This is a genomic window from Pseudomonas sp. PONIH3 (assembly GCF_002934345.1).
Classification (GTDB): domain Bacteria; phylum Pseudomonadota; class Gammaproteobacteria; order Pseudomonadales; family Pseudomonadaceae; genus Aquipseudomonas; species Aquipseudomonas soli.
In genome coordinates this window covers 5,052,357-5,077,954 of sequence record NZ_CP026386.1, presented here as the reverse complement: position 1 = coordinate 5,077,954, position 25,598 = coordinate 5,052,357, and the positions used below count along the sequence as shown (strand labels likewise).

Sequence of the window (25,598 nt, the reverse complement as noted above, 5' to 3'; positions counted from 1 at the left end):
TCCTATCTCCGGATGACATTCGGCGGAGCCGGCCGCAGGCTTCAGCGGCCGTGGCGTCGCAACCATTCCCGGGACAGCTCCCGGGCACGCTGGTCGGCGGCGAATACCGCGTCGAGCGTGGGCAATGCCACCACAGGCTCCTGGTCGAGCACCTGTTCGATCATACCCGCGATCTCCGGGAAGCGGATACGCCGCTGGAGAAACGCTTCGACAGCCACTTCATTGGCGGCATTGAGCACCGCCGGCGCACTGTTGCCCGCCTCGGCAGCCTGACGCGCCAGGCGCAGGCATGGGAAGCGCTGTTCGTCGGGGGCCTGGAAATCCAGACGGGCGATGGCGAACAGGTCCAGCGGCGCCACGCCCGAATCGATGCGCTCCGGCCAGGCCAGGGCATTGGAGATCGGCGTGCGCATGTCCGGGTTGCCTAACTGGGCAAGCACCGAGCCATCGACATAGTCCACCAACGAGTGAATGACGCTCTGCGGATGCACAACCACTTCAACCTGCGAAGGCTTGGCGTCGAACAGCCAGCAGGCCTCGATCAGTTCCAGGCCTTTGTTCAGCATGCTCGCCGAGTCGACCGAAATCTTGCGCCCCATGGACCAGTTCGGATGGGCGCAGGCTTGTTCCGGCGTGACATCCAGCAAAGCTTCGGCCGGGGTTTCGCGGAACGGGCCGCCAGAGGCAGTCAGCAGGATCCGACGCACGCCGACAGCACCCAGGCCACGGGCGTAGTCACCGGGCATGCACTGGAATATCGCGTTGTGTTCGCTATCGATCGGCAGCAGCACCGCGCCGCTGCGCTGCACCGCCTGCATGAACAGGGCCCCGGACATCACCAGGGCTTCCTTGTTGGCCAACAGCACCTTCTTGCCCGCCTCGACCGCGGCCAGGGTCGGACGCAGGCCGGCAGCGCCGACGATGGCGGCCATCACGGTATCGACCTCCGATGCAGAGGCGACCTGGCACAGTCCGGCCTCACCTTCCAGCACCTCGGTGGCACATCCGGCCTTGGCCAGCCCCGCGCGCAGCCGCCCGGCCGCCTCGGCGCTCGGCACCACGGCATAGGCCGGGCAATGGCGCTCGCACAGGGCCAGCAGTTCGTCGATGCGCGAATAGCCGCTCAAGGCGAACACCTGGTAACGGTCAGGGTGGCGAGCGATGACGTCCAGCGTGCTCAAGCCAATGGAGCCGGTGGCCCCCAGCACGGTAATGCGTTGCACGCGACTCACATCACACCCCACTCAGCCGCCCACAACAGTACGGCAAACATCGGAATCGCCGCAGTCAGGCTATCGATGCGATCAAGCACGCCACCATGGCCCGGCAACAGGTTGCTGCTGTCCTTGATGCCTTCACGACGCTTGAACATGCTCTCGGTCAGGTCGCCGACCACCGAGGACATCACCACCACCACGGCGCCCAGCAAGCCCAGCAGCACCTGACCGACACTCCAGTCACGGGCAATGCCCACGCCCAAGGTGATCAGCAGGCTGACCGCGAGACCGCCATACACGCCCTCCCAGCTCTTGCCCGGGCTGACCTGTGGCGCCAGCTTGCGCTTGCCGAAGGCACGGCCGGAGAAATAGGCGCCGATATCAGCCGCCCAGACCAGCACCATGACCGCCAGGATCAGCCAGTTGCCCAGCGGCCAGTGCTTGAGCAGCACCAGGCCCTGCCAGGCGGGTAGCAACACCAGCAGGCCGATCAGCAGGCGACAGGCGGCACTACTCCACAGCTCGCCGCTGCGCGGATAGGTGAGCACCAACCACGTGGCCAGCGCCCACCAGATCACCGAAGCGCCCAGCACCCAGGGCGCAAGGTCGGGCATCAGGTAGAGCAGCATCAGCCCGCCCGCGACCACGGTGGCGTAGGCGATACGCAGCGGCTGCGCCACCAGGCCGGCCAGGCGCGCCCATTCCCAGGCGCCGAGCGTCACCACGAAACCGATGAAGAGGGCGAAATCCCCACCATTGAGCAGGAAGAAACCACCCACCGCGATCGGCAGCAGGATCAGGGCGGTTATGATGCGTTGTTTAAGCATTAAGCACGGGCTCCGGCTTCGACCTGCTCGCTGGTCTTACCGAAGCGGCGCTGGCGCGAAGCGAAATCGGCCAGCGCATTGCGCATGGCCTCGTGTTTGAAGTCCGGCCAATAGAGGTCGGAGAAGTACAGCTCGGCGTAGGCCAGCTGCCACAAGAGGAAATTGCTGATGCGGTGCTCGCCACCGGTGCGGATGCACAGGTCGGGCAATGGCAGGTCGCCCGTGACCAGGCAGGTCTGCAGCAGATCCGGGGTGATGTCGTCCGGGCGCAGATGACCGGCCTGCACTTCACGCGCCAGGCGCTGGGCAGCCTGGGCGATATCCCACTGGCCACCGTAGTTGGCGGCGATCTGCAGGATGAAGCGGTTGCTGCCGGCGGTCGCAGCCTCGGCCTCGCGCATCGCAGCCTGGAGTTCAGGGTGGAAGCGTGAGCGGTCGCCGATAATGCGCAGGCTGATGTTGTTATCGTTCAGGCGCTTGGCCTCGCGGCGCAGCGCCTTGAAGAACAGGTCCATGAGGGCACTGACTTCGTCCGCCGGTCGCTGCCAGTTCTCACTGGAGAACGCGAACAGCGTGAGCACCTCGACCTTGGCCTCGGCGCACACTTCGATCACGGCGCGTACCGCATCGACACCCGCTTTATGCCCGGCAACGCCGGGCATGAAGCGCTTCTTCGCCCAGCGATTATTCCCATCCATGATGATCGCCACGTGACGCGGCACCACGGAGGGCACAGTCTGCTTGGTCTTTTCCATGAAGGTGTCCTGACCCTTAGATGGCCATCAGGTCCTTTTCTTTATCATCGGTAGCCTTGGCGATCTTCGCCTCGTAATCCTTGATCAGCTTGTCGATTTCGGCACTGGCACGACGCTCTTCGTCTTCACTGATTTCCTTGTCCTTGGACAGCTTCTTCAGGTCACTCATGGCGTCACGACGAATGTTGCGCACGGCAACTCGGGCATCCTCGGCTGCGGCGCGGGCCTGCTTGGTGAAGCCCTTGCGGGTTTCCTCGGTCAGCGGGGGCATGTTGACCAGCAGCAACTCGCCCAGATTGGTCGGATTGAGGTTCAAGCCGGCACTGCCGATGGCCTTGTCGATGGCGCCCAGCATGTTGCGCTCGAAAGGCACCACTTGCAGGGTCTGGTTGTCTTTCACGGTCACGCTGGCCACGCCGGCCAGCGGGGTGTCGGTGCCATAGTAAGGCACCATCACGCTGCCCAGGACGCTCGGGTGCGCCTTGCCGGTGCGGATCTGGCCAAATGCGTGGATCAGCGACTCCAGCGACTTTTGCATGCGCGCCTGGGCGTCTTTCTTGATTTCGTTGATCATTTTTGAACTTCCTCGATCAGAGTTCCTTCCGCGCCGCCATGCACGATGTTCAGCAGGGCGCCGGGCTTGTTCATGTTGAAGACGCGCAACGGCATCTTGTGATCGCGGCACAGGCAGATTGCCGTCAGGTCCATTACACCCAGCTTGCGATCCAGCACTTCATCGTAGGACAGATGATCGAACTTCTCGGCATGCGGGTCCTTGAATGGATCTGCAGTGTATACACCATCGACTTTGGTTGCCTTCAATACCACGTCGGCATCGATTTCGATGGCGCGCAGGCAAGCGGCGGAGTCGGTGGTGAAGAACGGGTTGCCGGTACCGGCAGCGAAGATCACGACTTCTTTCGAGTTCAGGTGGCGCATGGCCTTGCGGCGATCATAGTGATCGGTTACACCGACCATGGAGATGGCCGACATGACGATCGCGGTGATGTTCGCCCGCTCCAGCGCGTCGCGCATGGCCAGTGCGTTCATCACGGTGGCCAGCATGCCCATGTGGTCGCCAGTGACCCGATCCATGCCGGCTGCGCTGAGCGCCGCACCACGGAACAGGTTGCCACCACCGATCACCAGGCCGACCTGGACGCCGATGCCGACCAGTTGGCCGACTTCCAGCGCCATGCGATCCAGGACCTTGGGGTCGATCCCGAACTCTTCCGAGCCCATCAGGGCCTCGCCGCTAAGTTTGAGTAGAATGCGTTTATAGCGAGCCTGATGACCACTGCCCTGCTGAGCCATTGCGAATCTCTCCTGCGGCGTTTGTAAAAATCTGGCTGGCTGTTTTCAGCCTGCGCGTAACTCTAGCGTGACGCAGCTACTGCGTCAGCGAGCAGCGGCCTCGTAAACCACTCCCGCTTTGACAAAGAGGCTGCGCGCGTGAGCGGGCAGCCTCTTTGGGGCGACAGACGAGTCCGTCTTACTGCTTGGCGGCAGCTACCTGGGCGGCAACTTCGGCAGCGAAGTCGTCAACCGGCTTCTCGATGCCTTCGCCAACCTTGAAGTAGGTGAAGGAAACGATTTCGGCACCGGCCTTCTTGGCCAGCGCGCCGACTTTGACTTCCGGATCCATCACGAAGGCTTGCTCTTTCAGCGAGGCTTCGGCCTTGAACTTGGAGATACGACCGTTGATCATGTTTTCAACGATGTTTTCCGGCTTGCCGGCGATCTTGTCGGCGTTCAGCTGCAGGAAGACGTTCTTCTCGCGCTCGATGGCCTCGGCGGAGATTTCCGACGCGTCCAGGAACTCTGGGTTCGAAGCGGCAACGTGCATGGCGATGTTCTTGGCCAGATCGACGTCACCGCCTTTCAGGACAACAACTGCACCGATCTTGTTACCGTGCAGGTAGGCACCGACAACGTCACCCTCAACGCGCACCAGGCGACGGATGTTGACGTTTTCGCCGCACTTGGCGACCAGGGCTTCACGAGCAGCTTCACGCGAAGCGATCAGCGGAGCGGCGTCGGTCAGCTTCTCGGCGAAGGCCTGTTCGATGCTTTCGGCAACGAAGTTCTTGAAGTCGTCTTGCAGGGCCAGGAAGTCGGTCTGCGAGTTCACTTCCAGCAGGACGGCGGATTTACCGTCGGTCTTGACGGCGATGGCGCCTTCGGCGGCAACGTTGCCAGCCTTCTTGGCGGCCTTGATGGCGCCCGAGGCACGCATGTCGTCAATGGCTTTCTCGATGTCGCCGCCGGCCTTTTCCAGGGCCTTCTTGCAATCCATCATGCCTTCGCCGGTACGCTCGCGCAGTTCTTTGACCAGCGCTGCAGTAATTGCTGCCATTTCAAAATCCTCTTGGAAAGTTTTTCAACCATTCCACCCGTTCGTCACGGGCGTTAAATTCTGCAAATCCGCTGTTTTATACCTCAGCCGGCCCATGATGCGGGGCCTTCGCTGACAGCAGGATTTCAAGGTGGCAAAAAGGGGGCAAAGCCCCCTTTTTGCGTGCCAAGTAGACGCTAAGCGTCAATTACTCGGCAGCAGGTGCAGCCGCTTCTTCAACATAGACTTCAGTGCCGCCGGCAACGTTGTTGCGGCCGCGGATGACGGCGTCGGCCATCGAAGTCATGTACAGCTCGATAGCGCGGATGGCGTCATCGTTACCTGGGATGATGTAGTCAACACCTTCAGGGCTGCTGTTGGTATCGACAACGCCGATAACCGGGATGCCCAGCTTGTTGGCTTCGGTGATGGCAATGCGCTCGTGGTCGACGTCGATCACGAACAGAGCATCAGGCAGACCGCCCATGTCCTTGATACCACCCAGGCTGCGGTCCAGCTTCTCCAGATCGCGCGAACGCATCAGAGCTTCTTTCTTGGTCAGCTTGGTGAAAGTACCATCTTCGGCCTGGGTTTCCAGGTCACGCAGACGCTTGATCGAAGCGCGGATGGTCTTGTAGTTGGTCAGCATGCCGCCCAACCAGCGGTGATCAACGTATGGCGAACCGCAACGAGCTGCTTGCTCGGCGACGATCTTGCCGGCGGAACGCTTGGTGCCGACGAACATGATCTTGTTCTTGCCCTGGGCCAGGCGCTCTACGAAGGACAGAGCCTCGTTGAACATCGGCAGGGTTTTTTCCAGGTTGATGATGTGGATCTTGTTGCGCGCGCCGAAAATGTACTTGCCCATTTTCGGGTTCCAGTAACGGGTCTGGTGGCCGAAGTGCACACCGGCCTTCAGCATATCGCGCATGTTGACTTGGGACATGATAGTTCCTTGATAAGTCGGGTTGGGCCTCCACGTATCCCAATGACCAACCCGTGTTTCCAGGGAAACCGGGCACCCAGGCCATCGTGTCGACACGTGTGTGGGTTTGAGCTGACGGAGGACATCCCCCGAAAGCGGCGCATTTTATACCACAGCCGGCGAGCGAACGGAACCCGGATGATGCTTCGTCCGTCAGCGGCTTTTGCAGCCCCCGCCTTTTGGGGCCAGAATGCCCTCAATAGACCACCGGATCTGCTGGACTATCCCGACAGATCGCCGCCGCGCTCTGGTAGAATCCGGCCTTTCCCGTTTGTTCGCGCCGCGCGCGGCGCCGTAGAGAGCCTGTAATGACTGTCACCATCAAGACCGCAGAAGACATCGAGAAGATGCGCATCGCCGGCCGCCTGGCCGCTGAAGTGCTGGAAATGATCGAGCCACACGTCAAGCCCGGTATCACCACCGAGGAGCTCGACCGCCTCTGCCACGACTACATCGTCAACGAGCAGAAGGCCATCCCGGCGCCGCTGAACTACAAGGGCTTCCCCAAGTCGATCTGCACCTCGATCAACCACGTGGTCTGCCATGGCATCCCCAATGACAAGGCACTCAAGGATGGCGACACCATCAACATCGACGTGACCGTGATCAAGGACGGCTACCACGGCGACACCAGCCGCATGTTCCATGTCGGCACCGTCGCGCCGTGGGCCGAGCGCCTGTCCAAGGTCACCCAGGAGTGCCTGTACAAGGCCATCGAACTGGTCAAGCCCGGCTGCCGCCTGGGCGACATCGGCGAGGTGATCCAGAAGCACGCCGAGAAGAATGGTTTCTCGGTGGTCCGCGAGTTCTGCGGCCACGGCATCGGCAAGGTGTTCCACGAAGAACCGCAGATCGTCCACTACGGCCGTGCCGGTACCGGCATGGAGCTCAAGGAAGGCATGACCTTCACCATCGAGCCGATGATCAACCAGGGCAAGGCCGACACCAAGGTACTGGGCGACGGCTGGACCGCCATCACCAAGGACCGCAAACTCTCGGCCCAGTGGGAACACACCCTGGTGGTGACCGCCACCGGCTACGAGATCTTCACCCTGCGCAAGGACGACACCATCCCGCGCACCTCGGCCTGATACTGAACGACAGGAACGCGACTCGATGCCCCAGGTGGATCCCGAGCTGTTCGACCGTGGCCAGTTCCAGGCGGAACTGGCCCTCAAGGCAAGCCCCATCGCCGCTTTCAAGAAGGCCATACGCATGGCCGGCGAGGTGCTCGACAAGCGTTTTCGCGAAGGCCGCGAGATCCGCCGGCTGATCGAGGACCGCGCCTGGTTCGTCGACAACATCCTGCAACAGGCCTGGCACCAGTTCAGCTGGGGCGCGCCAGGCGGCATCGCCCTGGTGGCGGTGGGCGGCTACGGCCGCGGCGAGCTGCATCCGTATTCGGACATCGACCTGCTGATCCTGCTCGACGCCGCCGAACACGAGCAGTACCGCGATGCCATCGAGCGCTTCCTCACCCTGCTCTGGGACATCGGCCTGGAGGTCGGTCAGAGCGTGCGCACCGTCGACGAGTGCGCCGAGCAGGCCCGGGCCGACCTCACGGTCATCACCAACCTGATGGAAAGCCGCACCATCGCCGGCCCCGAGGCCCTGCGCCAGCGCATGCTCGACGCGACCAGCACCGCGCACATGTGGCCCAGCAAAGAGTTCTTCCTGGCCAAACGTGCCGAACTCAAGGCCCGCCATCACAAGTACAACGACACCGAGTACAACCTCGAGCCCAACGTCAAGGGCGGCCCGGGCGGCCTGCGCGACATCCAGACCGTGCTCTGGGTAGCCAGGCGCCAGTACGGCACGCTGAACCTGCACGCGCTGGCGGGCGAGGACTTCCTGCTGGAGAGCGAAAACGAGCTACTGGCCTCGTCCCAGGCCTTCCTCTGGCGTGTGCGCTACGCCCTGCACATGCTCGCCGGGCGCGCCGAAGACCGCCTGCTGTTCGACCACCAGCGCAGCATCGCCACGCTGCTGGGCTACACCGACGAGAACCCCAAACGCGCCATCGAACAGTTCATGCAGCAGTATTACCGGGTGGTGATGAGCATCAGCCAGCTGTGCGACCTGATCATCCAGCATTTCGAGGAGGTGATCCTGGCCGACGACGACAGCGGCGCCACGCAGCCCGTCAACGCCCGGTTCCGTCTGCACGATGGCTATATAGAAGCGGTCAACCCGAACGTTTTCAGGCGCACCCCGTTCGCCATGCTGGAAATCTTCGTACTGATGGCCCAGCATCCCGAAATCAAGGGCGTGCGTGCCGACACCGTGCGCCTGCTGCGCGAACATCGCCACCTGATCGACGACAAGTTCCGCCACGATATCCGCAACACGAGCCTGTTCATCGAGCTGTTCAAGTGCGAGATAGGCATCCACCGCAATCTGCGGCGGATGAATCGCTACGGCATCCTTGGCCGCTACCTGCCGGAGTTCGGCCTGATCGTCGGGCAGATGCAGCACGACCTGTTCCACATCTACACGGTCGATGCCCACACCCTCAACCTGATCAAGCATCTGCGCAAACTGCAATACACGCCGGTCTCGGAGAAATTCCCGCTGGCCAGCAAGCTCATGGGCCGCCTGCCAAAGCCCGAGCTGATCTACCTGGCCGGCCTGTACCACGACATCGGCAAAGGTCGCCAGGGCGATCACTCCGAACTGGGCGCGGTGGATGCGCAGCAGTTCTGCGAACGGCACCAACTGCCCGCCTGGGACAGCCGCCTGATCGCCTGGCTGGTGCTGAACCACCTTGTGATGTCCACCACCGCCCAGCGCAAGGACCTCTCCGACCCGCAGGTGATCAACGATTTCGCCCTGCATGTCGGTGACGAGACGCGGCTGGACTACCTCTACGTGCTGACCGTGGCCGATATCAACGCCACCAACCCCAGCCTGTGGAACTCCTGGCGGGCGAGCCTGCTGCGCCAGCTCTATACGGAGACCAAGCGCGCCCTGCGCCGCGGCCTGGAAAACCCACTGGACCGCGAAGAGCAGATCCGCCAGACCCAGAGCGCGGCACTGGATATCCTGATACGCGAAGGCACAGACCCGGACGATGTCGAGCAGCTTTGGTCGCAGCTGGGCGACGACTACTTCCTCAAGCACACTGCCGCGGATGTGGCCTGGCACAGCGATGCGATCCTCCAGCAACCGGCCGATGGCGGCCCGCTGGTGCTGATCAAGGAAACCACGCAGCGCGAGTTCGAGGGCGGCACGCAGATCTTCATCTACGCCCCCGACCAGCACGACTTCTTCGCCGTGACCGTGGCCGCCATGGCCCAGCTTAACCTGAACATTCATGATGCCCGGATCATCACCTCGAGCAGCCAGTTCACCCTCGACACCTATATCGTGCTCGACAACGACGGCGGCTCGATCGGCGACAATCCCAAGCGGGTCAGCCAGATCCGTGACGGCCTGACCAGCGCTTTGCGCAACCCCGAGGACTACCCGGCGATCATCCAGCGCCGGGTGCCACGCCAGCTCAAGCACTTCGACTTCCCGCCGCAGGTGACCATCCTCAACGATGCCCAGCGCCCGGTGACCATCCTCGAGATCACTGCGCCCGATCGCCCCGGCCTGCTGGCCAGGATCGGGCGGATCTTCCTCGAGTTCGACATCTCGCTGCAGAACGCCAAGATCGCCACCCTCGGCGAGCGCGTGGAAGACGTGTTCTTCATCACCGACGCCGATAACCAGCCGCTGTCCGACCCGCAGCTATGCAGCCGCCTGCAGGAAGCCATCGTCCAGCAGTTGCAGGCCGGTCAGGCCAGCGACGCCAGCCCTACCCGCATGACCTTTTGACGCTAACGAGACCTTGCGCCGATGAACCACGCCCTGACCCAGCTCCAGCCCTACCCATTCGAGAAACTGCGCGCCCTGCTGGGCACCGTGAAACCGGCAGCCGACAAGCGTGCCATCGCCTTGTCGATCGGTGAGCCGAAGCATGAATCGCCGGCGTTCGTCGCCAAGGCCATGGCCGACAACCTCGACAAGCTGGCGGTCTACCCCAGCACCCTCGGCCTGCCGGCCTTGCGCCAGGCAATTGCTCAGTGGTGCCAGACGCGCTTCGGCGTGCCGGCGGGCTGGTTGGACGCCGAGCGTCATATCCTGCCGGTCAATGGCACCCGCGAAGCGCTGTTCGCCTTCACCCAGGCCGTGGTCAACCGCGAAGACGACGGGCTGGTGGTCAGCCCCAACCCGTTCTACCAGATCTACGAAGGCGCGGCCCTGCTGGCCGGCGCCACCCCGCACTACCTGCCATGCCTGGAAAGCAACGGCTTCAACCCCGACTTCGATGCCGTGCCGGCCGAGACCTGGGAGCGCTGCCAGATCCTGTTCCTGTGCTCCCCAGGCAATCCCACGGGTGCCCTGGTGCCGATGGACACCCTGAAAAAACTGATCGCCCTTGCCGACAAACACGACTTCGTGATCGCCGCCGACGAGTGCTACAGCGAACTGTACTTCGACGAGGACGCACCGCCACCGGGCCTGCTGAGTGCATGCGCAGCGCTTGGCCGTAGTGACTTCAAGCGCTGCGTGGTGTTCCACAGCCTGTCCAAGCGCTCCAACCTGCCAGGCCTGCGCTCGGGCTTCGTGGCCGGGGACGCCGAGATCATCAAGCCGTTCCTGCTGTATCGCACCTATCACGGATGCGCCATGCCGGTGCAAACCCAGCTCGCCAGCATTGCCGCCTGGCAGGATGAGGCCCACGTGCGCGAGAACCGCGACCAGTACCGCGCCAAATACGACGCCGTGCTCGGCATCCTGCAGCCGGTAATGGATGTGCAGCGCCCGGATGGCAGCTTCTACCTGTGGGCCAAGGTGGCGGGCAGCGATGCCGATTTTACCCGCGACCTGTTCGAGGCCGAGCATGTCACGGTGGTACCGGGCTCGTACCTGTCCCGTGAGGTGGACGGGGTCAACCCGGGCGCCGGGCGCGTGCGCATGGCGCTGGTCGCGCCGCTGGCCGAGTGCATCGAGGCCGCCGAGAGAATTCGGGACTTCCTGCACAACCGTTGAGTTGCATGGGGGCGCCCTGCGCCCCCTGCTTCACTAGGCTCTGTACGAAAAGTCTTGAGACGCAGGTCAGGCAAGGCGAAAACAGCCGAGGAACGGCCGGGGTCGCGCCCGACTGTACTGGAGTACATGAGCATTCCGAGGCTGTTTTCAACGCAGCATGAACAAGTATCAAGGCTTTTCGTACAGAGCCTAGCGAACCTGCCCCAGGTTCGCCTCACTCATGTCCAGTTCCCCCAGCACCTGTCGCACCACCTCATCACCCACCTGATGCTGGCGGTGCAGCTCGTACAGTTCCAGGCGCTGAGCACGTAATGCCCGCAGGCGCAGGCGACGCTCCAGCAGATCCATCTGCTCTGCCAGCGCCCGGGCTTCTGCGGTGTCGTTATAGCTGTCCAGCTCATCCCGGTATTCGGCCATCAACCGCGCTTTCAGCTCAGTGGCCAGGGTGGCCTGGGCGGCGTCCTGGGGCGCATTGGCATCGATCACCTCTTCGGCTTCCAGGGCATGAATAGCCGCTTCGGCCGTGCGCCGCCAGGCCTCCTGCACCTCCTGGTGCAAGCGCTCATCGGGACTCTTGGTAACGCCACGCAGCAAAATAGGTAGGGCAATCACCGCGCTGACCAGCGACAGCAGGATCACACCGGCGGCGATGAAGATCAGCAGGTCGCGCTCTGGGAAGGCTTTGCCCGCTCCCATCAGCAGCGGCACCGACATCACGCCCGCCAGGGTCACCGCCCCGCGCACGCCACCGAAGGTCAGCAGCCAGCAGGAGCGGGCGGTCGGCATCAGTACCAGCGTCGGCTTGCCGCGCCAGCGCCGTACCACGCCGATAGCCCGCCAGATGCTCTGCACCCAGACAAAGCGCAGCAGCACCAGCGCGGCGAAGATCGCCACCACGTCCAGACAGCGCCAGACCAGGGTCGGCCAGACAGTTGCCTCGTCGGTGACCACCGCCTTGATGATGTCCGGCAACTGCAGGCCCAGCAGCAGGAAGATCAGGCCGTTGAAGGCGAACTCCAGCAACGACCAGACACTGCGATTGAGCAGGCGGGTGCTGGTCTGGCGCGGCAACAGGTCGAGCCAGCTCTGCATCATGCCCGCGGCCACCGCCGAGAGGATGCCCGACACGCCCAGGCGCTCGGCCAGCACGTAGGCGGCGAACGGCAGCAGCAGCATGAACACCACGTGGGTGGCCGGATCGTCCCAGCCGCGGGTGATCATCCACATGCGCAGGCGCCCCACCAGCCAGCTCAGCGCCACGCCCACCGCCAGGCCACCAAGGGCGACGAGCACGAAGGTCAGGCTGGCCTCGGTCAGCGAGAATACGCCGGTGATGGCGGCGGCCAGGGCGAACTTGAAGGTCACCAGGCCCGAGGCGTCGTTCATCAACGCCTCGCCTTGGAGCATGTGCATCAGGGGCGTGGGCAGGCGGTCCTGGGTGATGGCCGAGACCGCCACGGCATCGGTGGGCGACAGCACCGCCGCCAGGGCAAAGGCCACCGGCAGGGGAATGCTCGGCAGCAGCCAGTGGATGAAATACCCGGCGCCGACCACGGTGAACAGCACCAGCCCCACCGCCAGGGCCACCACCGGCCCGCGTATGCGCCACAGCTCGCGCTTGGGCATGCGCCAGCCATCGGCGAACAGCAACGGCGGTAAAAACAGGAACAGGAACAGCTCCGGGTCCAGCGCCACATGCAATCCCAGGGTTGGCCAGGCCAGCAAGGCACCCGCGCCAATCTGTACCAGCGGCAGCGGCAGTGGCAACACGCGCCCCACCAGTTTCGACACGCTCACCAGCATCAGCAGGATAAGAACGGTATAGGCTGACTGCATCAGCAAGCTTCCTGTGTGATCGGAGAAACGACAGCAAGGCGAAACATCGCCATTGAAACAATATGTTAGCGAGGACCTTCTATTGTGGACCGCTGCACGTTAGTCGCAACCCACCAGCGAATATGTAACACAATGCTACTTGAGACGATGTGACATACATCCCCCCATACCTTCGGGCCCGCAGCCGTGGCGCCAACCCCATCGATACCGCATAATCGCTGCCACCCAATCTTCAAGGAGTATCGGGGACGCCAGGCCACCGCCGGCAGCCCCAGGCATTTCAATGGCTTACACTCTCTACGGCATCAAAGCCTGCGACACCATGAAAAAGGCCCGTACCTGGCTTGAAGAAAAGGCCATTGGCTACGACTTCCACGACTACAAGACCCAGGGCATCGACCGCGACAGCCTGAACCGCTGGTGCGACGAGCATGGCTGGGAAGTCGTGCTGAACCGCGCCGGGACCACCTTCCGCAAGCTCGACGACGCCAGCAAGGCCAACCTCGACCAGGCCAAGGCCGTCGAACTGATGGTCGCCCAACCTTCGATGATCAAGCGCCCGGTGCTCGACCTCGGCGAGCGCACGCTGGTCGGCTTCAAGCCCGATCTCTACGCGGCGGCGCTGGCCTGATCACGCATTACGCTCCATCCCCATTTCGCATGAGGTAATCGCATGTCTCAATCGCTGTTCAGCCTGGCCTTCGGTGTCGGCACCCAGAACCGCCAGGGCACCTGGCTGGAAGTCTTCTACGCACAGCCTGTGCTCAAGCCGTCCGCCGAACTGGTCGCGGCCATCGCGCCGGTTCTCGGTTATGAAGGTGGCAACCAGGCCATCGCCTTCAGCACCGCCCAGGCCGCCCAACTGGCCGACGCGCTCAAGGGCGTTGATGCAGCGCAAGCAGCCCTGCTGACCCGCCTGGCCGAGAGCCACAAGCCGCTGGTCGCCACCCTGCTGGCCGAAGACGGCGCCTTGGCCTCCACCCCCGAGGCCTACCTCAAGCTGCACCTGCTGTCGCACCGCCTGGTCAAGCCGCACGGTGTATCGCTGGCCGGCATCTTCCCGCTGCTGCCCAACGTCGCCTGGACCAACCAGGGCGCGGTCGACCTGGCCGAGCTTGCCGAGCGGCAACTGGAAGCGCGCCTGAAAGGCGAACTGCTGGAAGTGTTCTCGGTGGACAAGTTCCCGAAGATGACCGACTACGTGGTGCCAGCCGGCGTGCGCATCGCCGACACTGCTCGTGTGCGCCTGGGCGCCTATATTGGCGAAGGCACCACCATCATGCACGAAGGCTTCGTCAACTTTAACGCCGGTACCGAAGGCCCGGGCATGATCGAAGGCCGCGTCTCCGCTGGCGTGTTCGTCGGCAAGGGCTCCGACCTGGGCGGCGGTTGCTCGACCATGGGCACCCTGTCCGGTGGTGGCAACATCGTCATCAAGGTCGGCGAAGGTTGCCTGATCGGCGCCAACGCCGGTATCGGCATCCCGCTGGGCGACCGCAACACCGTCGAAGCCGGCCTGTACATCACCGCCGGCACCAAGGTGAACCTGCTGGATGAGAACAACCAGCTGGTCAAGGTGGTCAAGGCGCGCGATCTGGCCGGCCAGACCGACTTGCTGTTCCGCCGCAACTCGCTCAATGGCGCCGTGGAGTGCAAGACCCACAAGTCGGCCATCGAGCTGAACGAGGCACTGCACGCTCACAACTGAGGCTCTGCCTGGGTTTGAGGTGATAAGATCGGGTCTGCTCCTACGGGCAGACCCGATTTTTCATTCCAGGCCCCGCGAACATGTTCCAGCCCTCCCCCTGGCGTACCGATTTCCCGGCCATCGCCGCCCTGCAACGGCAGCACCAGACCTACCTGGATAGCGCCGCCACCACGCAGAAACCCCAGGCCCTGCTCGATGCCCTGAGCCATTACTACGGCCATGGCGCAGCCAATGTACACCGCGCCCAGCACCTGCCCGGCGCCTTGGCGACACAGGCTTTCGAGGGCACACGGGACAAGGTCGCCGCCTGGCTCAATGCAGCCGATGCCCGCCAGATCGTATTCACCCACGGTGCTACCTCGGCCTTGAACCTGCTGGCCTATGGTCTGGAACATCGCTTCGAGGCAGGCGACGAAATCGCCGTCAGCGGCCTGGAGCACCACGCCAACCTGCTGCCCTGGCAACAACTGGCGCATCGCCGCAACCTGCGCCTGGTGGTCCTGCCGGTTACTGACCAGGGGCATGTCGACCTGGAGCAGGCCCTGCAACTGATAGGCCCGCGCACTCGCCTGCTGGCGATCAGCCAACTGTCCAACGTGCTGGGTACCTGGCAACCGCTGACGCCTTTGCTGGCGCATGCCCGCGCCCAAGGCGCGCTGAGCGTTGTCGATGGCGCCCAGGGCGTGGTTCATGGCCGACATGACGTGCAGCAACTGGCCTGCGATTTCTATGTGTTCTCCAGCCACAAACTCTATGGTCCGGACGGAGTGGGCGTACTTTACGGCCGCCAGGATGCGCTGGCGTTGCTGCGTCACTGGCAATACGGCGGAGAAATGGTGCAGATGGCGGACTACCAGAGCGCCAGCTTCCGCCCCGCGCCACTGGGTTTCGAAGCCGGCACCCCGCCGATTGCCGGGGTGATCGGCCTGGGCGCCACCCTGGACTACCTGGCCAGCCTCGACGTACATGCCGTGGCCGCCCATGAAGCCAGCTTGCACCAGTGCCTGGTACGTGGCCTGGCCGATCGCGAGGGAGTTCGCCTGCTCGGCTCGCCCGAGGTGGCACTGGCCAGTTTCGTCATCGATGGCGTGCACAACGCCGATATCGCCCACCTGCTGACAGAACAGGGTATCGCCGTGCGCGCCGGGCACCATTGCGCCATGCCACTGCTCAGGCACCTGGGGCTCGATGGCGCGATCCGCGTATCGCTGGGGCTGTACTCCGACAGCGACGACCTGCAGCGTTTCTTCGAAGCGCTCGACAAAGGCCTGGAGCTGTTGCGATGAACCTTTCGCCAGAGGCCAGCCAAGCGCTGGAAGCGTTCGAACAGGCGCGTGGCTGGGAGCAGCGGGCGCGGTTGCTGATGCAGTGGGGTGACCGCCTGGAGCCACTGGGCGACAGCGACAAGACCGAGACCAACCGGGTGCATGGCTGCGAGAGCCTGGTTTGGCTGGTGGCGGTGCAGGATGACGGCCAGTGGCGGTTCAAGGCAGGCAGCGATGCGCGGATGCTGCGGGGATTGCTGGCACTTCTTCTTGTGCGAGTGCAAGGCTTGGCCAGCGATCAGTTGGCAGCGCTCGACCTGAGCGCCTGGTTTACCCAACTGGGGCTGGAGCGGCAGTTGTCACCGTCGCGCAGCAATGGGCTGCATGCGGTGCTACTGAGGATGGCCGAACTCGCTACCCAGGGCTGAACCACTGCCCCGCGATAGCCTAATCAGCCTTGACCCGCTCCGAAGGGCGCCGCGCCCCGGCTACAAGCTTTTCAACGGCCTTGCTCGCCGCCACCATGCCGAAGGTCGCGGTCACCATCATCACCGCGCCGAAACCACCTGCGCAGTCCAGGCGCACGCCTTCACCGACAAAGCTCTTCTGCAGGCACACACTGCCGTCGCCCTTGGGGTAGCGCAGCTGTTCGCTGGAGAACACGCACGGCACGCCATAGTTGCGGCTGGTGTTGCGCGAGAAGTTGTAGTCGCGGCGCAAGGTCGAGCGCACCCGTGAAGCCAGCGGGTCGTTGAAGGTCTTGTTGAGGTCGCCGACCTGGATCTGGGTCGGGTCGATCTGCCCGCCGGCGCCACCAGTGGTGACGATGGCGATCTTGCGTCGGCGACACCAGGCGATCAGCGCGGCCTTGGCCATCACGCTGTCGATGCAGTCAATCACGCAGTCCATCTGTTCGGTGATGTACTCGGCCATGGTCTCGCGGGTGACGAAGTCGGCCACCGCGTGCACCGTGCAGGCCGGGTTGATCGCCCGCAGACGCTCGGCCATCACCTCCACCTTGAGGCGGCCCACCTGCCCTTCGAGGGCGTGGGCCTGACGGTTGGTGTTGCTCACGCAGACGTCGTCTAGATCGAACAGGCTGATCTCGCCCACGCCGCTGCGCGCCAGGGCCTCGGCCGCCCACGAGCCGACCCCGCCGATGCCGACGATGGCCACATGGGCCTGACGCAGGCGCTGCAAGCCGTCGTCGCCGTAGAGCCGGGCAACGCCGGCGAAGCGTGGATCTTCTGTGCTCATGTGGGTACCTCGAAAAAACCGGCGCGCATTATATGCCAAGGCATGCGCTGCGGGGGGAGCACAGCGCGTGAACACGCCGCAAGGGCGTGGCAGAGCGGGCCGGGGTTGGAACAAAACCTACCGACCCTGCTTTAATGTCCTATCAAGCAAATATATCTGGACGACAAGTGAGCGGCCTGAGAACTACATTCCTTGCCGATAATCCAACGGATTACCTTCTCCGGCACTTGTAGGACCCACGGCCTGCGACAGCGACCCTCGCTCCCCTCTTCGGAACCTCGAACACCTATGTCATCACGTAAATTCGGTCTCAACCTGGTAGTGGTCCTGGCCATTGCCGCGCTGTTCACCGGGTTCTGGGCCTTGATCAACCGCCCGGTGTCCGCCCCCGCCTGGCCGGAACAGATTTCCGGTTTCTCCTATTCGCCCTTCCGCCTGGGGCAGAGCCCGCAGAAAGGCCAGTACCCCAGCGAGGACGAGATCCGCCAGGACCTCGAGCAACTGAACAAACTGACCGACAACGTGCGCATCTACACCGTCGAAGGCACCCAGGCCGAGGTACCGCGCCTGGCCGAAGAGCTCGGCCTGCGCGTGACCCTGGGCATCTGGATCAGCAACGACCAGGAGCGCAACGAGCGCGAGATCGAAAAGGCCATCGGCCTGGCCAATACCTCACGCAGCGTGGTGCGGGTGGTGGTCGGCAACGAAGCGTTGTTTCGCGAGGAGGTCACCGCCGAACAGCTGATCGGCTACCTGGACCGGGTACGCGCCGCAGTGAAGGTGCCGGTGACCACCAGCGAGCAGTGGCACATCTGGAAGGAACACCCGGAGCTGGCGAAACACGTCGACCTGATCGCCGCGCACATACTGCCCTATTGGGAATTCGTGCCCATGAAGGACTCGGTGCAATTCGTCCTCGACCGTGCCCGCGAGCTGCGCAAGCAGTTCCCGCGCAAACCGCTGCTGCTCTCGGAGGTCGGCTGGCCGAGCAATGGCCGCATGCGCGGTGGCGCCGACGCCACCCAGGCCGACCAGGCCATCTACCTGCGCACATTGGTCAACACCCTCAACCGTCGTGGCTATAACTACTTCGTCATCGAGGCCTACGACCAGCCATGGAAGGCCAGCGACGAAGGCTCGGTGGGCGCCTACTGGGGCGTGTACAACGCCGAGCGCCAACAGAAGTTCAACTTTGAAGGCCCGATCGTGGCGATCCCGCAATGGCGCGCCCTGGCCGTGGCCTCGGTAGTGCTGGCGATGATCGCCCTGGCCATCCTACTGATCGACGGCTCGGCCCTGCGCCAGCGCGGGCGCACCTTCCTCACCTTCATCACCTTCCTGTGCGGGTCGGTGCTGGTATGGATCGCCTACGACTACAGCCAGCAGTACAGCACCTGGTTCAGCCTGACCGTGGGCGTGCTGCTGGCACTGGGCGCCCTCGGGGTATTCATCGTGCTGCTGACCGAGGCCCACGAACTGGCCGAGGCGGTGTGGATCCACAAGCGCCGACGCGAGTTCCTGCCCGTGCAGGGCGACAGCGCCTATCGACCCAAGGTCTCGGTGCATGTGCCGTGCTACAACGAGCCGCCGGAGATGGTCAAGCAGACCCTCGACGCCCTCGCCGCGCTGGACTACCCAGACTACGAAGTGCTGGTGATCGACAACAACACCAAGGACCCGGCCGTGTGGGAACCGCTCAAGGCCCACTGCGAGAAGCTCGGCGAGCGCTTCAAGTTCTTCCACGTCGCGCCCCTGGCCGGCTTCAAGGGCGGCGCCCTGAACTACCTGATTCCGCACACCGCCAAGGACGCCGAGGTGATCGCGGTGATCGACTCGGACTACTGCGTCGACCGCAACTGGTTAAAACACATGGTGCCGCACTTCGCCGACCCGAAGATCGCCGTGGTGCAGTCGCCGCAGGACTACCGCGACCAGCACGAAAGCGCCTTCAAGAAGCTGTGCTACAGCGAGTACAAGGGCTTCTTCCATATCGGCATGGTCACCCGCAACGACCGTGACGCGATCATCCAGCACGGCACCATGACCATGACCAGGCGCAGCGTGCTCGAGGAGCTCGGCTGGGCCGAATGGTGCATCTGCGAAGACGCCGAGCTGGGCCTGCGAGTGTTCGAGAAAGGCCTGTCGGCAGCCTACGCCCACAACAGCTACGGCAAGGGCCTGATGCCCGACACCTTCATCGACTTCAAGAAGCAGCGCTTCCGCTGGGCCTACGGCGCCATCCAGATCATCAAGCACCACGCCGGCGCGCTGCTGCGCGGCAAGGGCAGCGAGCTGACCCGCGGCCAGCGCTACCACTTCCTGGCCGGCTGGCTGCCATGGATCGCCGATGGCATGAACATCTTCTTCACCGTCGGCGCCCTGCTGTGGTCGGCGGCGATGATCATCGTGCCGCATCGGGTCGATCCGCCGCTGATGATGTTCGCCATCCCGCCGCTGGCGCTGTTCTTCTTCAAGGTCGGCAAGATCCTGTTCCTCTATCGCCGCGCGGTGGGGGTCGACCTGAAGGATGCCTTCGCCGCCGCACTGGCGGGGCTGGCGCTGTCGCATACCATCGCCAAGGCGGTCCTGTACGGTTTCTTCACCAGCAGCATGCCGTTCTTCCGCACGCCGAAGAATGCCGACAGCCATGGTCTGCTGGTGGCGATTGCCGAGGCCCGCGAAGAGCTGTTCATCATGCTGATGCTGTGGGGCGCGGCGCTGGGGATCTACCTGGTGCAGGGGCTGCCGAGTTCGGACATGCGCTTCTGGGTGGCGATGCTGCTGGTGCAGTCGTTGCCGTACCTGGCGGCATTGGTGATGGCGTTGCTGTCGTCATTGCCCAAGCCGGCGGAGAAGGCAAGCGAAGCACAGGTCGTTTGATGTAGCGTGGAAGCGGCGGCGCGCCGCCGCTCCCACGAAGCACATCGTGTCCGCAGGCATCATTTGATATAAGATAACGCCCCAGTTTCCCGCCCTGCCTTGCCCCCGGAGTCTTGCAATGACGGCCCCTGCCGAGCTTTCGCCTACCCTGCAACTGGCCTGCGACCTGATCCGCCGCCCGTCGGTCACCCCGGTCGATGCCGACTGCCAGACCCAGATGATGAACCGCCTGGGCGCCGTCGGCTTCCAGCTCGAGCCGATGCGCATCGAAGACGTCGACAACTTCTGGGCCAGCCATGGCACCCAGGAAGGCCCGGTGCTGTGCTTCGCAGGCCACACCGATGTGGTCCCCACCGGCCCGGTGCAGCAGTGGCAGCACGAGCCGTTCGAAGCGCTGATCGATGCCGACGGCATGCTCTGCGGCCGCGGCGCCGCCGACATGAAGGGCAGCCTGGCGTCGATGGTGGTGGCCTGCGAGCGCTTCGTGCACGACTACCCGAACCACCGTGGCAAGGTCGCATTCCTGATCACCAGCGACGAGGAAGGCCCGGCCCACCACGGCACCAAGGCTGTGGTCGAGCGCCTGAAGGCGCGCAACGAGCGCATGGACTGGTGCATCGTCGGCGAGCCGTCCAGCACCACCCTGCTCGGTGACGTGGTCAAGAACGGCCGCCGCGGCTCGCTTGGCGCCAAGCTGACCGTGCGCGGCAAGCAAGGCCATGTGGCTTACCCGCACCTGGCGCGCAACCCGATCCACCTGGCCGCGCCGGCCCTGGCCGAGCTGGCCGCCGAGCACTGGGACGAAGGCAATGCATTCTTCCCGCCGACCAGCTTCCAGATCTCCAACCTCAACTCCGGCACTGGCGCCACCAACGTGGTCCCGGGCGAACTGACGGCACTGTTCAACTTCCGTTTCTCCACCGAATCGACGGTCGAGGGCTTGCAGCAACGCGTCGCGACGATCCTCGACAAGCACCAGCTGGAATGGAGCATCGATTGGGCGCTGTCGGGCCTGCCGTTCCTCACCGAGCCGGGTGAATTGCTCGATGCGGTGTCGTCGAGCATCAAGGCCGTTACTGGCCGCGAGACCCGACCATCGACCAGTGGCGGTACCTCCGATGGCCGCTTCATCGCCACCATGGGCACCCAGGTGGTCGAGCTCGGCCCGGTCAACGCCACCATCCACCAGGTGGACGAGCGTATCCTGGCCAGCGATCTCGACCTGCTGACCGAGATCTACTACCAGACCCTGGTCCGGTTGCTCGCCTGATGCTCGCCTGCCCTCTCTGCCAGGCGACCCTGGCGCAGCTCGACAATGGCGTGGCCTGCCCCGCCGGCCACCGCTTCGACCGCGCCCGCCAGGGCTACCTCAACCTGCTGCCGGTGCAGCACAAGAACAGCCGCGACCCGGGCGACAACCAGGCCATGGTCGAAGCCCGTCGCGACTTCCTCGACGCCGGCCATTACGCCCCGGTGGCACGCCGCCTGGCACAACTGGCGGCCGAGCGCCAGCCGCAGGCCTGGCTGGACATCGGCTGCGGCGAAGGCTACTACACCGCGCAGATCGCCCAGGCGCTGCCGGCGGCCGACGGCTACGCCCTGGACATCTCCCGCGAGGCGGTCAAGCGTGCCTGCCGCCGTGCGCCCGAGGTAACCTGGATGGTGGCCAGCATGGCCCGCGTGCCCATGGCCGATGCCAGCTGCAGCTTCATCGCCAGCGTGTTCAGCCCGCTCGACTGGCAGGAGGCCAGGCGCCTGCTCACCCCGGGCGGCGGCCTGATGCGGGTCGGCCCGACCAGCGGCCATCTGATGGAGCTGCGCGAGGTGCTCTACGATGAAGTGCGCCCCTACGCCGACGACAAGCACCTGGCCCTGGTCCCGGCAGGCATGACCCACGCCCACGGCGAGATCCTCGAGTTCCGCCTGAGCCTGGTCGAGGCCAAGGCCCGCGCCGACCTGCTGGCGATGACCCCGCACGGCTGGCGGGCCAGCGCCGAGAAGCGCGCACAAGTGATCGAACAGCCCGAACCCTTCGTGGTCACCGTTTCCATGCGTTATGACTATTTCGTGCGCCAAGACTGAGCACACTGGAGCTTCCCATGCGTCAACCCGATATCGAGATCTACCTCAAGGACGCCGAGGTCGATCACAAGCAGATCGCCGACTGGCTGACCCAGGCCCTTGGCCCGTGCAGCGAATGGAAGCAGAAAGGCCAGACCTTCAAGTGCACGGCCGGTAACATCCCGGTCACCTGGTTACCGAAAGCTGTGGGGAAATGGAACAGCCTGTACCTGGAAAGCGACCAGACACCCTGGGCCGACGACATCGCCTGCGCCCGTGCGGCATTCGCTGCGCTGAACGTCGAAGTGCGTTGCGCGCCAGGTAGCTGGGCGGAAGAAGACGGGGAAGAAGATGCCGATCGCTGGATCCGCATCAGCGCCGACGGTGAAGAGGAAATCACCTGGCGTACCAGCTGAGGCCGTTCGCATCAGGCTGCAAGTTCCACGGACAACTTGCAGCTTGAGCGTGCAGCCGGAAGGCTCAGAGCCCGACTACATCCTCTGCCTGCAGGCCTTTCTGGCCCTGCACGAGTGCGTACTCCACCTGCTGTCCCTCGACCAGGGTGCGATGCCCCTCACCGCGGATAGCCCGATAGTGGACGAACACGTCCGCACCACCTTCGCGCTGAATGAAGCCATAACCCTTGGCATCGTTGAACCACTTCACATTCCCAGTCTCACGAGACGACATCTGAACTACTCCGGATTTTTATTTTGAAGATCGCCTTGCTGGCATGGGCTCACCGCCCGCGCCGACGCAGCTTGCACGAATATCCTGCAAGCGGCAGGCCGAGTATATGACAGGGAACAAAAAAAATTCATGACAGGGGCATTTATGGCGGAATTTTGCTGAACTTACGCAGATACGGCAGACTAACGTGCTGAAAAAACACTGTTACTTCCACCCAGGGCCCACCCCATGACCCGTTCTCCCCTGCGCCGCCTCATCTTCGGCGCCCTGCGTCGCGTTCTCTACCTGTGGGTGCGCTCCGAAACCATCAACCAGTCTTCGCTGACGCTCAAGCTTGACCGCAGCCGACCGGTGTTCTATGCCCTCTCCTCGCCGTCGCTCACCGACCTGGCCGTGGTCGACCACGAGTGCACCAAAGCAGGGCTGCCGCGCCCGGTACTGCCGGTGGCCGTCGGCCCGCTGCAGGAGCCAGCGGCGTTCTTCTACCTGACCCCCGACCCTGACTGGCTCGGCCGGCAAGACAAACGCGGCGCGCCGCCCACCCTCGAGCGCCTGGTCGCGGCAATCAGCCAGCATGCCGAGGAAGACGCACAGATCATCCCGGTCAGCGTGTTCTGGGGTCAAACCCCAGCCAGCGAGTCGAGCCCGTGGAAGCTGCTTTTCGCCGACAGCTGGGCGGTCACCGGCCGCCTGCGCCGCCTGCTCAGCGTGCTGATCCTCGGGCGCAAGACCCGGGTGCAGTTCTCCGCGCCGATCCACCTGCGCGAGCTGGTGCAGCACAACAAGGGCCATGAGCGCACCGTGCGCATGGCCCAACGCATGATGCGCGTGCACTTTCGCAACCTGAAGACCGCGGTCATCGGGCCGGACATCTCGCACCGTCGCAACCTGGTCAAAGGGCTGGTGCACGATCCGCTGGTGCGCCAGGCGATCAGCGACGAGGCCGACCGCGAGAAGATCCCCTACGCCAAGGCCGAGGCCAAGGCGCTGTACTATGGCAACGAGATCGCCTCGGACTACACCTACACCGCGATCCGCTTCCTCGAAGTGGTGCTGAGCTGGTTCTGGAACAAGATCTACGACGGCATCAAGGTCAACCACATCGAGCAGGTGCAAGGCATCGCCCCCGGCCATGAAGTGATCTACGTGCCCTGCCACCGCAGCCATATCGACTACCTGCTGCTGTCCTACCTGCTGTTCCGCAACGGCCTGACGCCGCCACACATCGCTGCCGGCATCAACCTCAACATGCCGGTGATCGGCGGCCTGCTGCGCCGCGGCGGGGCGTTCTTCATGCGCCGCACGTTCAAGGGCAACCCGCTGTACACCGCCGTGTTCAACGAATACCTGCACACCCTGTTCACCAAGGGTTTCCCGGTGGAGTACTTCGTCGAAGGCGGGCGCTCGCGCACCGGGCGCATGCTGCAACCGCGCACCGGCATGCTGGCGATCACCCTGCGCAGCTTCCTGCGCTCCTCGCGCACGCCGATCGTCTTCGTGCCGGTGTACATCGGCTACGAGCGGGTGCTCGAAGGCCGCACCTACCTGGGCGAGCTGCGCGGCGCCAGCAAGAAGAAGGAATCGATCTTCGACATCTTCAAGGTTATCGGCGCGCTCAAGCAGCGCTTCGGCCAGGTGTACGTCAACTTCGGCGAGCCAATCCGCCTGAACAGCTTCCTCGACCAGCAGCAACCCGGCTGGCGCGAACAGGCGCTGGCCCCGCAGTTCCGCCCGGACTGGCTCAACGAGACTACCACCCGCCTGGGCGAAACGGTTGCCCGCCACCTCAACGAGGCCGCGGCAATCAATCCGGTCAACCTGGTGGCGCTGGCCCTGCTGTCGACCAGCCGCCTGGCCCTGGACGAACGCGCCCTGACCCGCGTGCTCGACCTGTACCTGGCCCTGCTGCGCCAGGTGCCCTACTCGCCGCACACCACCCTACCCGAGGGTGACGGCAAGACACTTATCGAGCACGTACTGGGCATGGACCTGCTGGCTGAGCAGAAGGATGCGCTGGGTCGCATCCTCTACCTGGACGAAGCCAACGCGGTACTGATGACTTACTACCGCAACAACGTGCTGCACATCTTCGCCCTGCCGGGGCTGCTGGCGAGCTTCTTCCTCAGCAGCTCGCGCATGAGCCGCGAACTGCTGGGCCAGTACGTGCGGGCGCTGTATCCGTACCTGCAGGCCGAACTGTTCCTGCGCTGGACGCCCGAGCAACTGGACGAGGTGATCGACCAGTGGCTGGCGGCGCTGGTCGAACAGGGGCTGCTGCGCAAGGAACAAGACATCTACATGCGCCCCGCGCCCAGCTCGCGGCAGTTCGTGCTGCTGACGCTGCTGGCCCGTACCATCACCCAGACCCTGCAGCGCTTCTACATGGCCACTTCGCTGCTGCTCAACAGCGGCCAGCACACGCTGAACGCCGAAGAACTGGAGGAGCTGTGCGTGATGATGGCCCAGCGCCTGTCGATCCTGCATGGCTTGAATGCGCCCGAGTTCTTCGACAAGACCTTGTTCCGCCACTTCATCCAGACGCTGGTACGTGAAGGGGTCTTGCGCCCCGACAGCGCCGGCACGCTGGGCTACCACGACAAGCTCGCCGAGCTGGCCGAAGGCGTGGCCAAGCGCGTGCTGTCGGCCGAGCTGCGCCTGTCGATCCGCCAGGTGGCCTTGCACCGCGATGAAACAGCGGAACCCGCGGCGACTGCCTGACTGGCCCGATCACGGACTAAACGATAC

At 64.0% G+C, this 25,598-nt stretch carries 22 protein-coding genes; 12 read left to right on the top strand and 10 right to left on the bottom strand.

What is annotated here, in order from left to right:
• Positions 1-41: 41 nt before the first annotated feature.
• The 7 genes from ispC to rpsB form a co-directional block, all read right to left on the bottom strand.
• A complete protein-coding gene (gene ispC, locus C3F42_RS23545) occupies positions 42-1,232 on the bottom strand; it encodes a 1-deoxy-D-xylulose-5-phosphate reductoisomerase (RefSeq protein WP_094012425.1) in 1,191 nt (396 codons plus the stop codon).
• The gene (locus tag C3F42_RS23540) at positions 1,229-2,044 is read right to left on the bottom strand and encodes a phosphatidate cytidylyltransferase (protein ID WP_104444982.1); all 816 of its coding nucleotides are present in this window, start codon (positions 2,042-2,044) and stop codon (positions 1,229-1,231) included. The genes ispC and C3F42_RS23540 overlap by 4 nt, the downstream gene beginning before the upstream one ends.
• Complete coding sequence (gene uppS, locus C3F42_RS23535; RefSeq protein ID WP_046854395.1) at positions 2,044-2,799, bottom strand: polyprenyl diphosphate synthase; 756 nt, start codon at positions 2,797-2,799, stop codon at positions 2,044-2,046. The genes C3F42_RS23540 and uppS overlap by 1 nt, the downstream gene beginning before the upstream one ends.
• A 16-nt stretch (positions 2,800-2,815) precedes the next feature.
• Complete coding sequence (frr, locus tag C3F42_RS23530) at positions 2,816-3,373, bottom strand: ribosome recycling factor (RefSeq protein WP_094011636.1); 558 nt, start codon at positions 3,371-3,373, stop codon at positions 2,816-2,818.
• On the bottom strand, positions 3,370-4,113 hold the full coding sequence (gene pyrH, locus C3F42_RS23525) for a UMP kinase (RefSeq protein ID WP_023629889.1): 744 nt from the start codon (positions 4,111-4,113) through the stop codon (positions 3,370-3,372). Before pyrH ends, frr begins: the two co-directional genes overlap by 4 nt.
• Positions 4,114-4,291: 178 nt before the next feature.
• Entirely contained in the window at positions 4,292-5,155 is an 864-nt protein-coding gene (gene tsf, locus C3F42_RS23520; protein WP_023629890.1) for a translation elongation factor Ts, read from the bottom strand.
• Between the two features lie 187 nt (positions 5,156-5,342).
• Positions 5,343-6,080, bottom strand: coding sequence for a 30S ribosomal protein S2 (gene rpsB / locus C3F42_RS23515; protein ID WP_023629884.1), 738 nt, complete (start codon positions 6,078-6,080; stop codon positions 5,343-5,345).
• 347 nt (positions 6,081-6,427) lie between these two features.
• Here rpsB and map point away from each other — a divergent pair, with 347 nt between their 5' ends.
• From map to dapC, 3 genes are read left to right on the top strand one after another with little or no spacing between them, the layout of a single operon-like run.
• Positions 6,428-7,210: a type I methionyl aminopeptidase gene (map, locus tag C3F42_RS23510; protein WP_094011637.1), complete on the top strand. Its 783-nt coding sequence runs from the start codon at positions 6,428-6,430 to the stop codon at positions 7,208-7,210.
• Between the two features lie 25 nt (positions 7,211-7,235).
• Positions 7,236-9,938, top strand: coding sequence for a [protein-PII] uridylyltransferase (locus C3F42_RS23505; protein ID WP_094011638.1), 2,703 nt, complete (start codon positions 7,236-7,238; stop codon positions 9,936-9,938).
• A gap of 21 nt (positions 9,939-9,959) precedes the next feature.
• Positions 9,960-11,156, top strand: coding sequence for a succinyldiaminopimelate transaminase (dapC, locus tag C3F42_RS23500; RefSeq protein ID WP_104444981.1), 1,197 nt, complete (start codon positions 9,960-9,962; stop codon positions 11,154-11,156).
• 189 nt (positions 11,157-11,345) lie between these two features.
• Here the strand turns inward: dapC and C3F42_RS23495 are convergent, their stop codons facing one another.
• On the bottom strand, positions 11,346-12,992 hold the full coding sequence (locus C3F42_RS23495) for a Na+/H+ antiporter (protein WP_038706692.1): 1,647 nt from the start codon (positions 12,990-12,992) through the stop codon (positions 11,346-11,348).
• Between the two features lie 283 nt (positions 12,993-13,275).
• Here C3F42_RS23495 and C3F42_RS23490 point away from each other — a divergent pair, with 283 nt between their 5' ends.
• The 4 genes from C3F42_RS23490 to C3F42_RS23475 all read left to right on the top strand — a co-directional run bounded on the left by C3F42_RS23490 (position 13,276) and on the right by C3F42_RS23475 (position 16,393).
• Entirely contained in the window at positions 13,276-13,623 is a 348-nt protein-coding gene (locus tag C3F42_RS23490) for an ArsC family reductase (RefSeq protein ID WP_023631566.1), read from the top strand.
• A gap of 42 nt (positions 13,624-13,665) precedes the next feature.
• Positions 13,666-14,700 (top strand): 2,3,4,5-tetrahydropyridine-2,6-dicarboxylate N-succinyltransferase, encoded by a 1,035-nt coding sequence (dapD, locus tag C3F42_RS23485; protein ID WP_038706693.1) that lies wholly within the window; start codon positions 13,666-13,668, stop codon positions 14,698-14,700.
• 80 nt (positions 14,701-14,780) lie between these two features.
• Entirely contained in the window at positions 14,781-15,986 is a 1,206-nt protein-coding gene (locus tag C3F42_RS23480; protein WP_104444980.1) for a cysteine desulfurase, read from the top strand.
• Complete coding sequence (locus tag C3F42_RS23475; RefSeq protein ID WP_094011641.1) at positions 15,983-16,393, top strand: SufE family protein; 411 nt, start codon at positions 15,983-15,985, stop codon at positions 16,391-16,393. Before C3F42_RS23480 ends, C3F42_RS23475 begins: the two co-directional genes overlap by 4 nt.
• 19 nt (positions 16,394-16,412) lie before the next feature.
• Here the strand turns inward: C3F42_RS23475 and tcdA are convergent, their stop codons facing one another.
• Positions 16,413-17,222, bottom strand: coding sequence for a tRNA cyclic N6-threonylcarbamoyladenosine(37) synthase TcdA (tcdA, locus tag C3F42_RS23470; RefSeq protein WP_038706694.1), 810 nt, complete (start codon positions 17,220-17,222; stop codon positions 16,413-16,415).
• Positions 17,223-17,510: 288 nt separating this feature from the next.
• Between tcdA and C3F42_RS23465 the strand changes: the two genes are divergently transcribed.
• The 4 genes from C3F42_RS23465 (at position 17,511) to C3F42_RS23450 (ending at position 22,579) form a co-directional block, all read left to right on the top strand.
• Positions 17,511-20,102 carry a glycosyltransferase gene (locus tag C3F42_RS23465; protein ID WP_094011642.1) on the top strand — a complete coding sequence of 864 codons (2,592 nt, stop codon included), beginning with the start codon at positions 17,511-17,513 and terminating at the stop codon, positions 20,100-20,102.
• Between the two features lie 118 nt (positions 20,103-20,220).
• Entirely contained in the window at positions 20,221-21,372 is a 1,152-nt protein-coding gene (dapE, locus tag C3F42_RS23460; protein WP_023631787.1) for a succinyl-diaminopimelate desuccinylase, read from the top strand.
• Entirely contained in the window at positions 21,372-22,184 is an 813-nt protein-coding gene (locus C3F42_RS23455) for a putative RNA methyltransferase (RefSeq protein ID WP_104444979.1), read from the top strand. Before dapE ends, C3F42_RS23455 begins: the two co-directional genes overlap by 1 nt.
• A gap of 17 nt (positions 22,185-22,201) precedes the next feature.
• Positions 22,202-22,579, top strand: a complete 378-nt coding sequence (locus C3F42_RS23450) for a hypothetical protein (protein WP_023631318.1) — start codon at positions 22,202-22,204, stop codon at positions 22,577-22,579.
• 64 nt (positions 22,580-22,643) lie between these two features.
• Here the strand turns inward: C3F42_RS23450 and C3F42_RS23445 are convergent, their stop codons facing one another.
• Positions 22,644-22,853, bottom strand: coding sequence for a cold-shock protein (locus C3F42_RS23445; RefSeq protein WP_011535295.1), 210 nt, complete (start codon positions 22,851-22,853; stop codon positions 22,644-22,646).
• 228 nt (positions 22,854-23,081) lie between these two features.
• Between C3F42_RS23445 and plsB the strand changes: the two genes are divergently transcribed.
• Positions 23,082-25,571, top strand: coding sequence for a glycerol-3-phosphate 1-O-acyltransferase PlsB (plsB, locus tag C3F42_RS23440; RefSeq protein WP_104444978.1), 2,490 nt, complete (start codon positions 23,082-23,084; stop codon positions 25,569-25,571).
• Positions 25,572-25,598 lie beyond the last annotated feature (27 nt).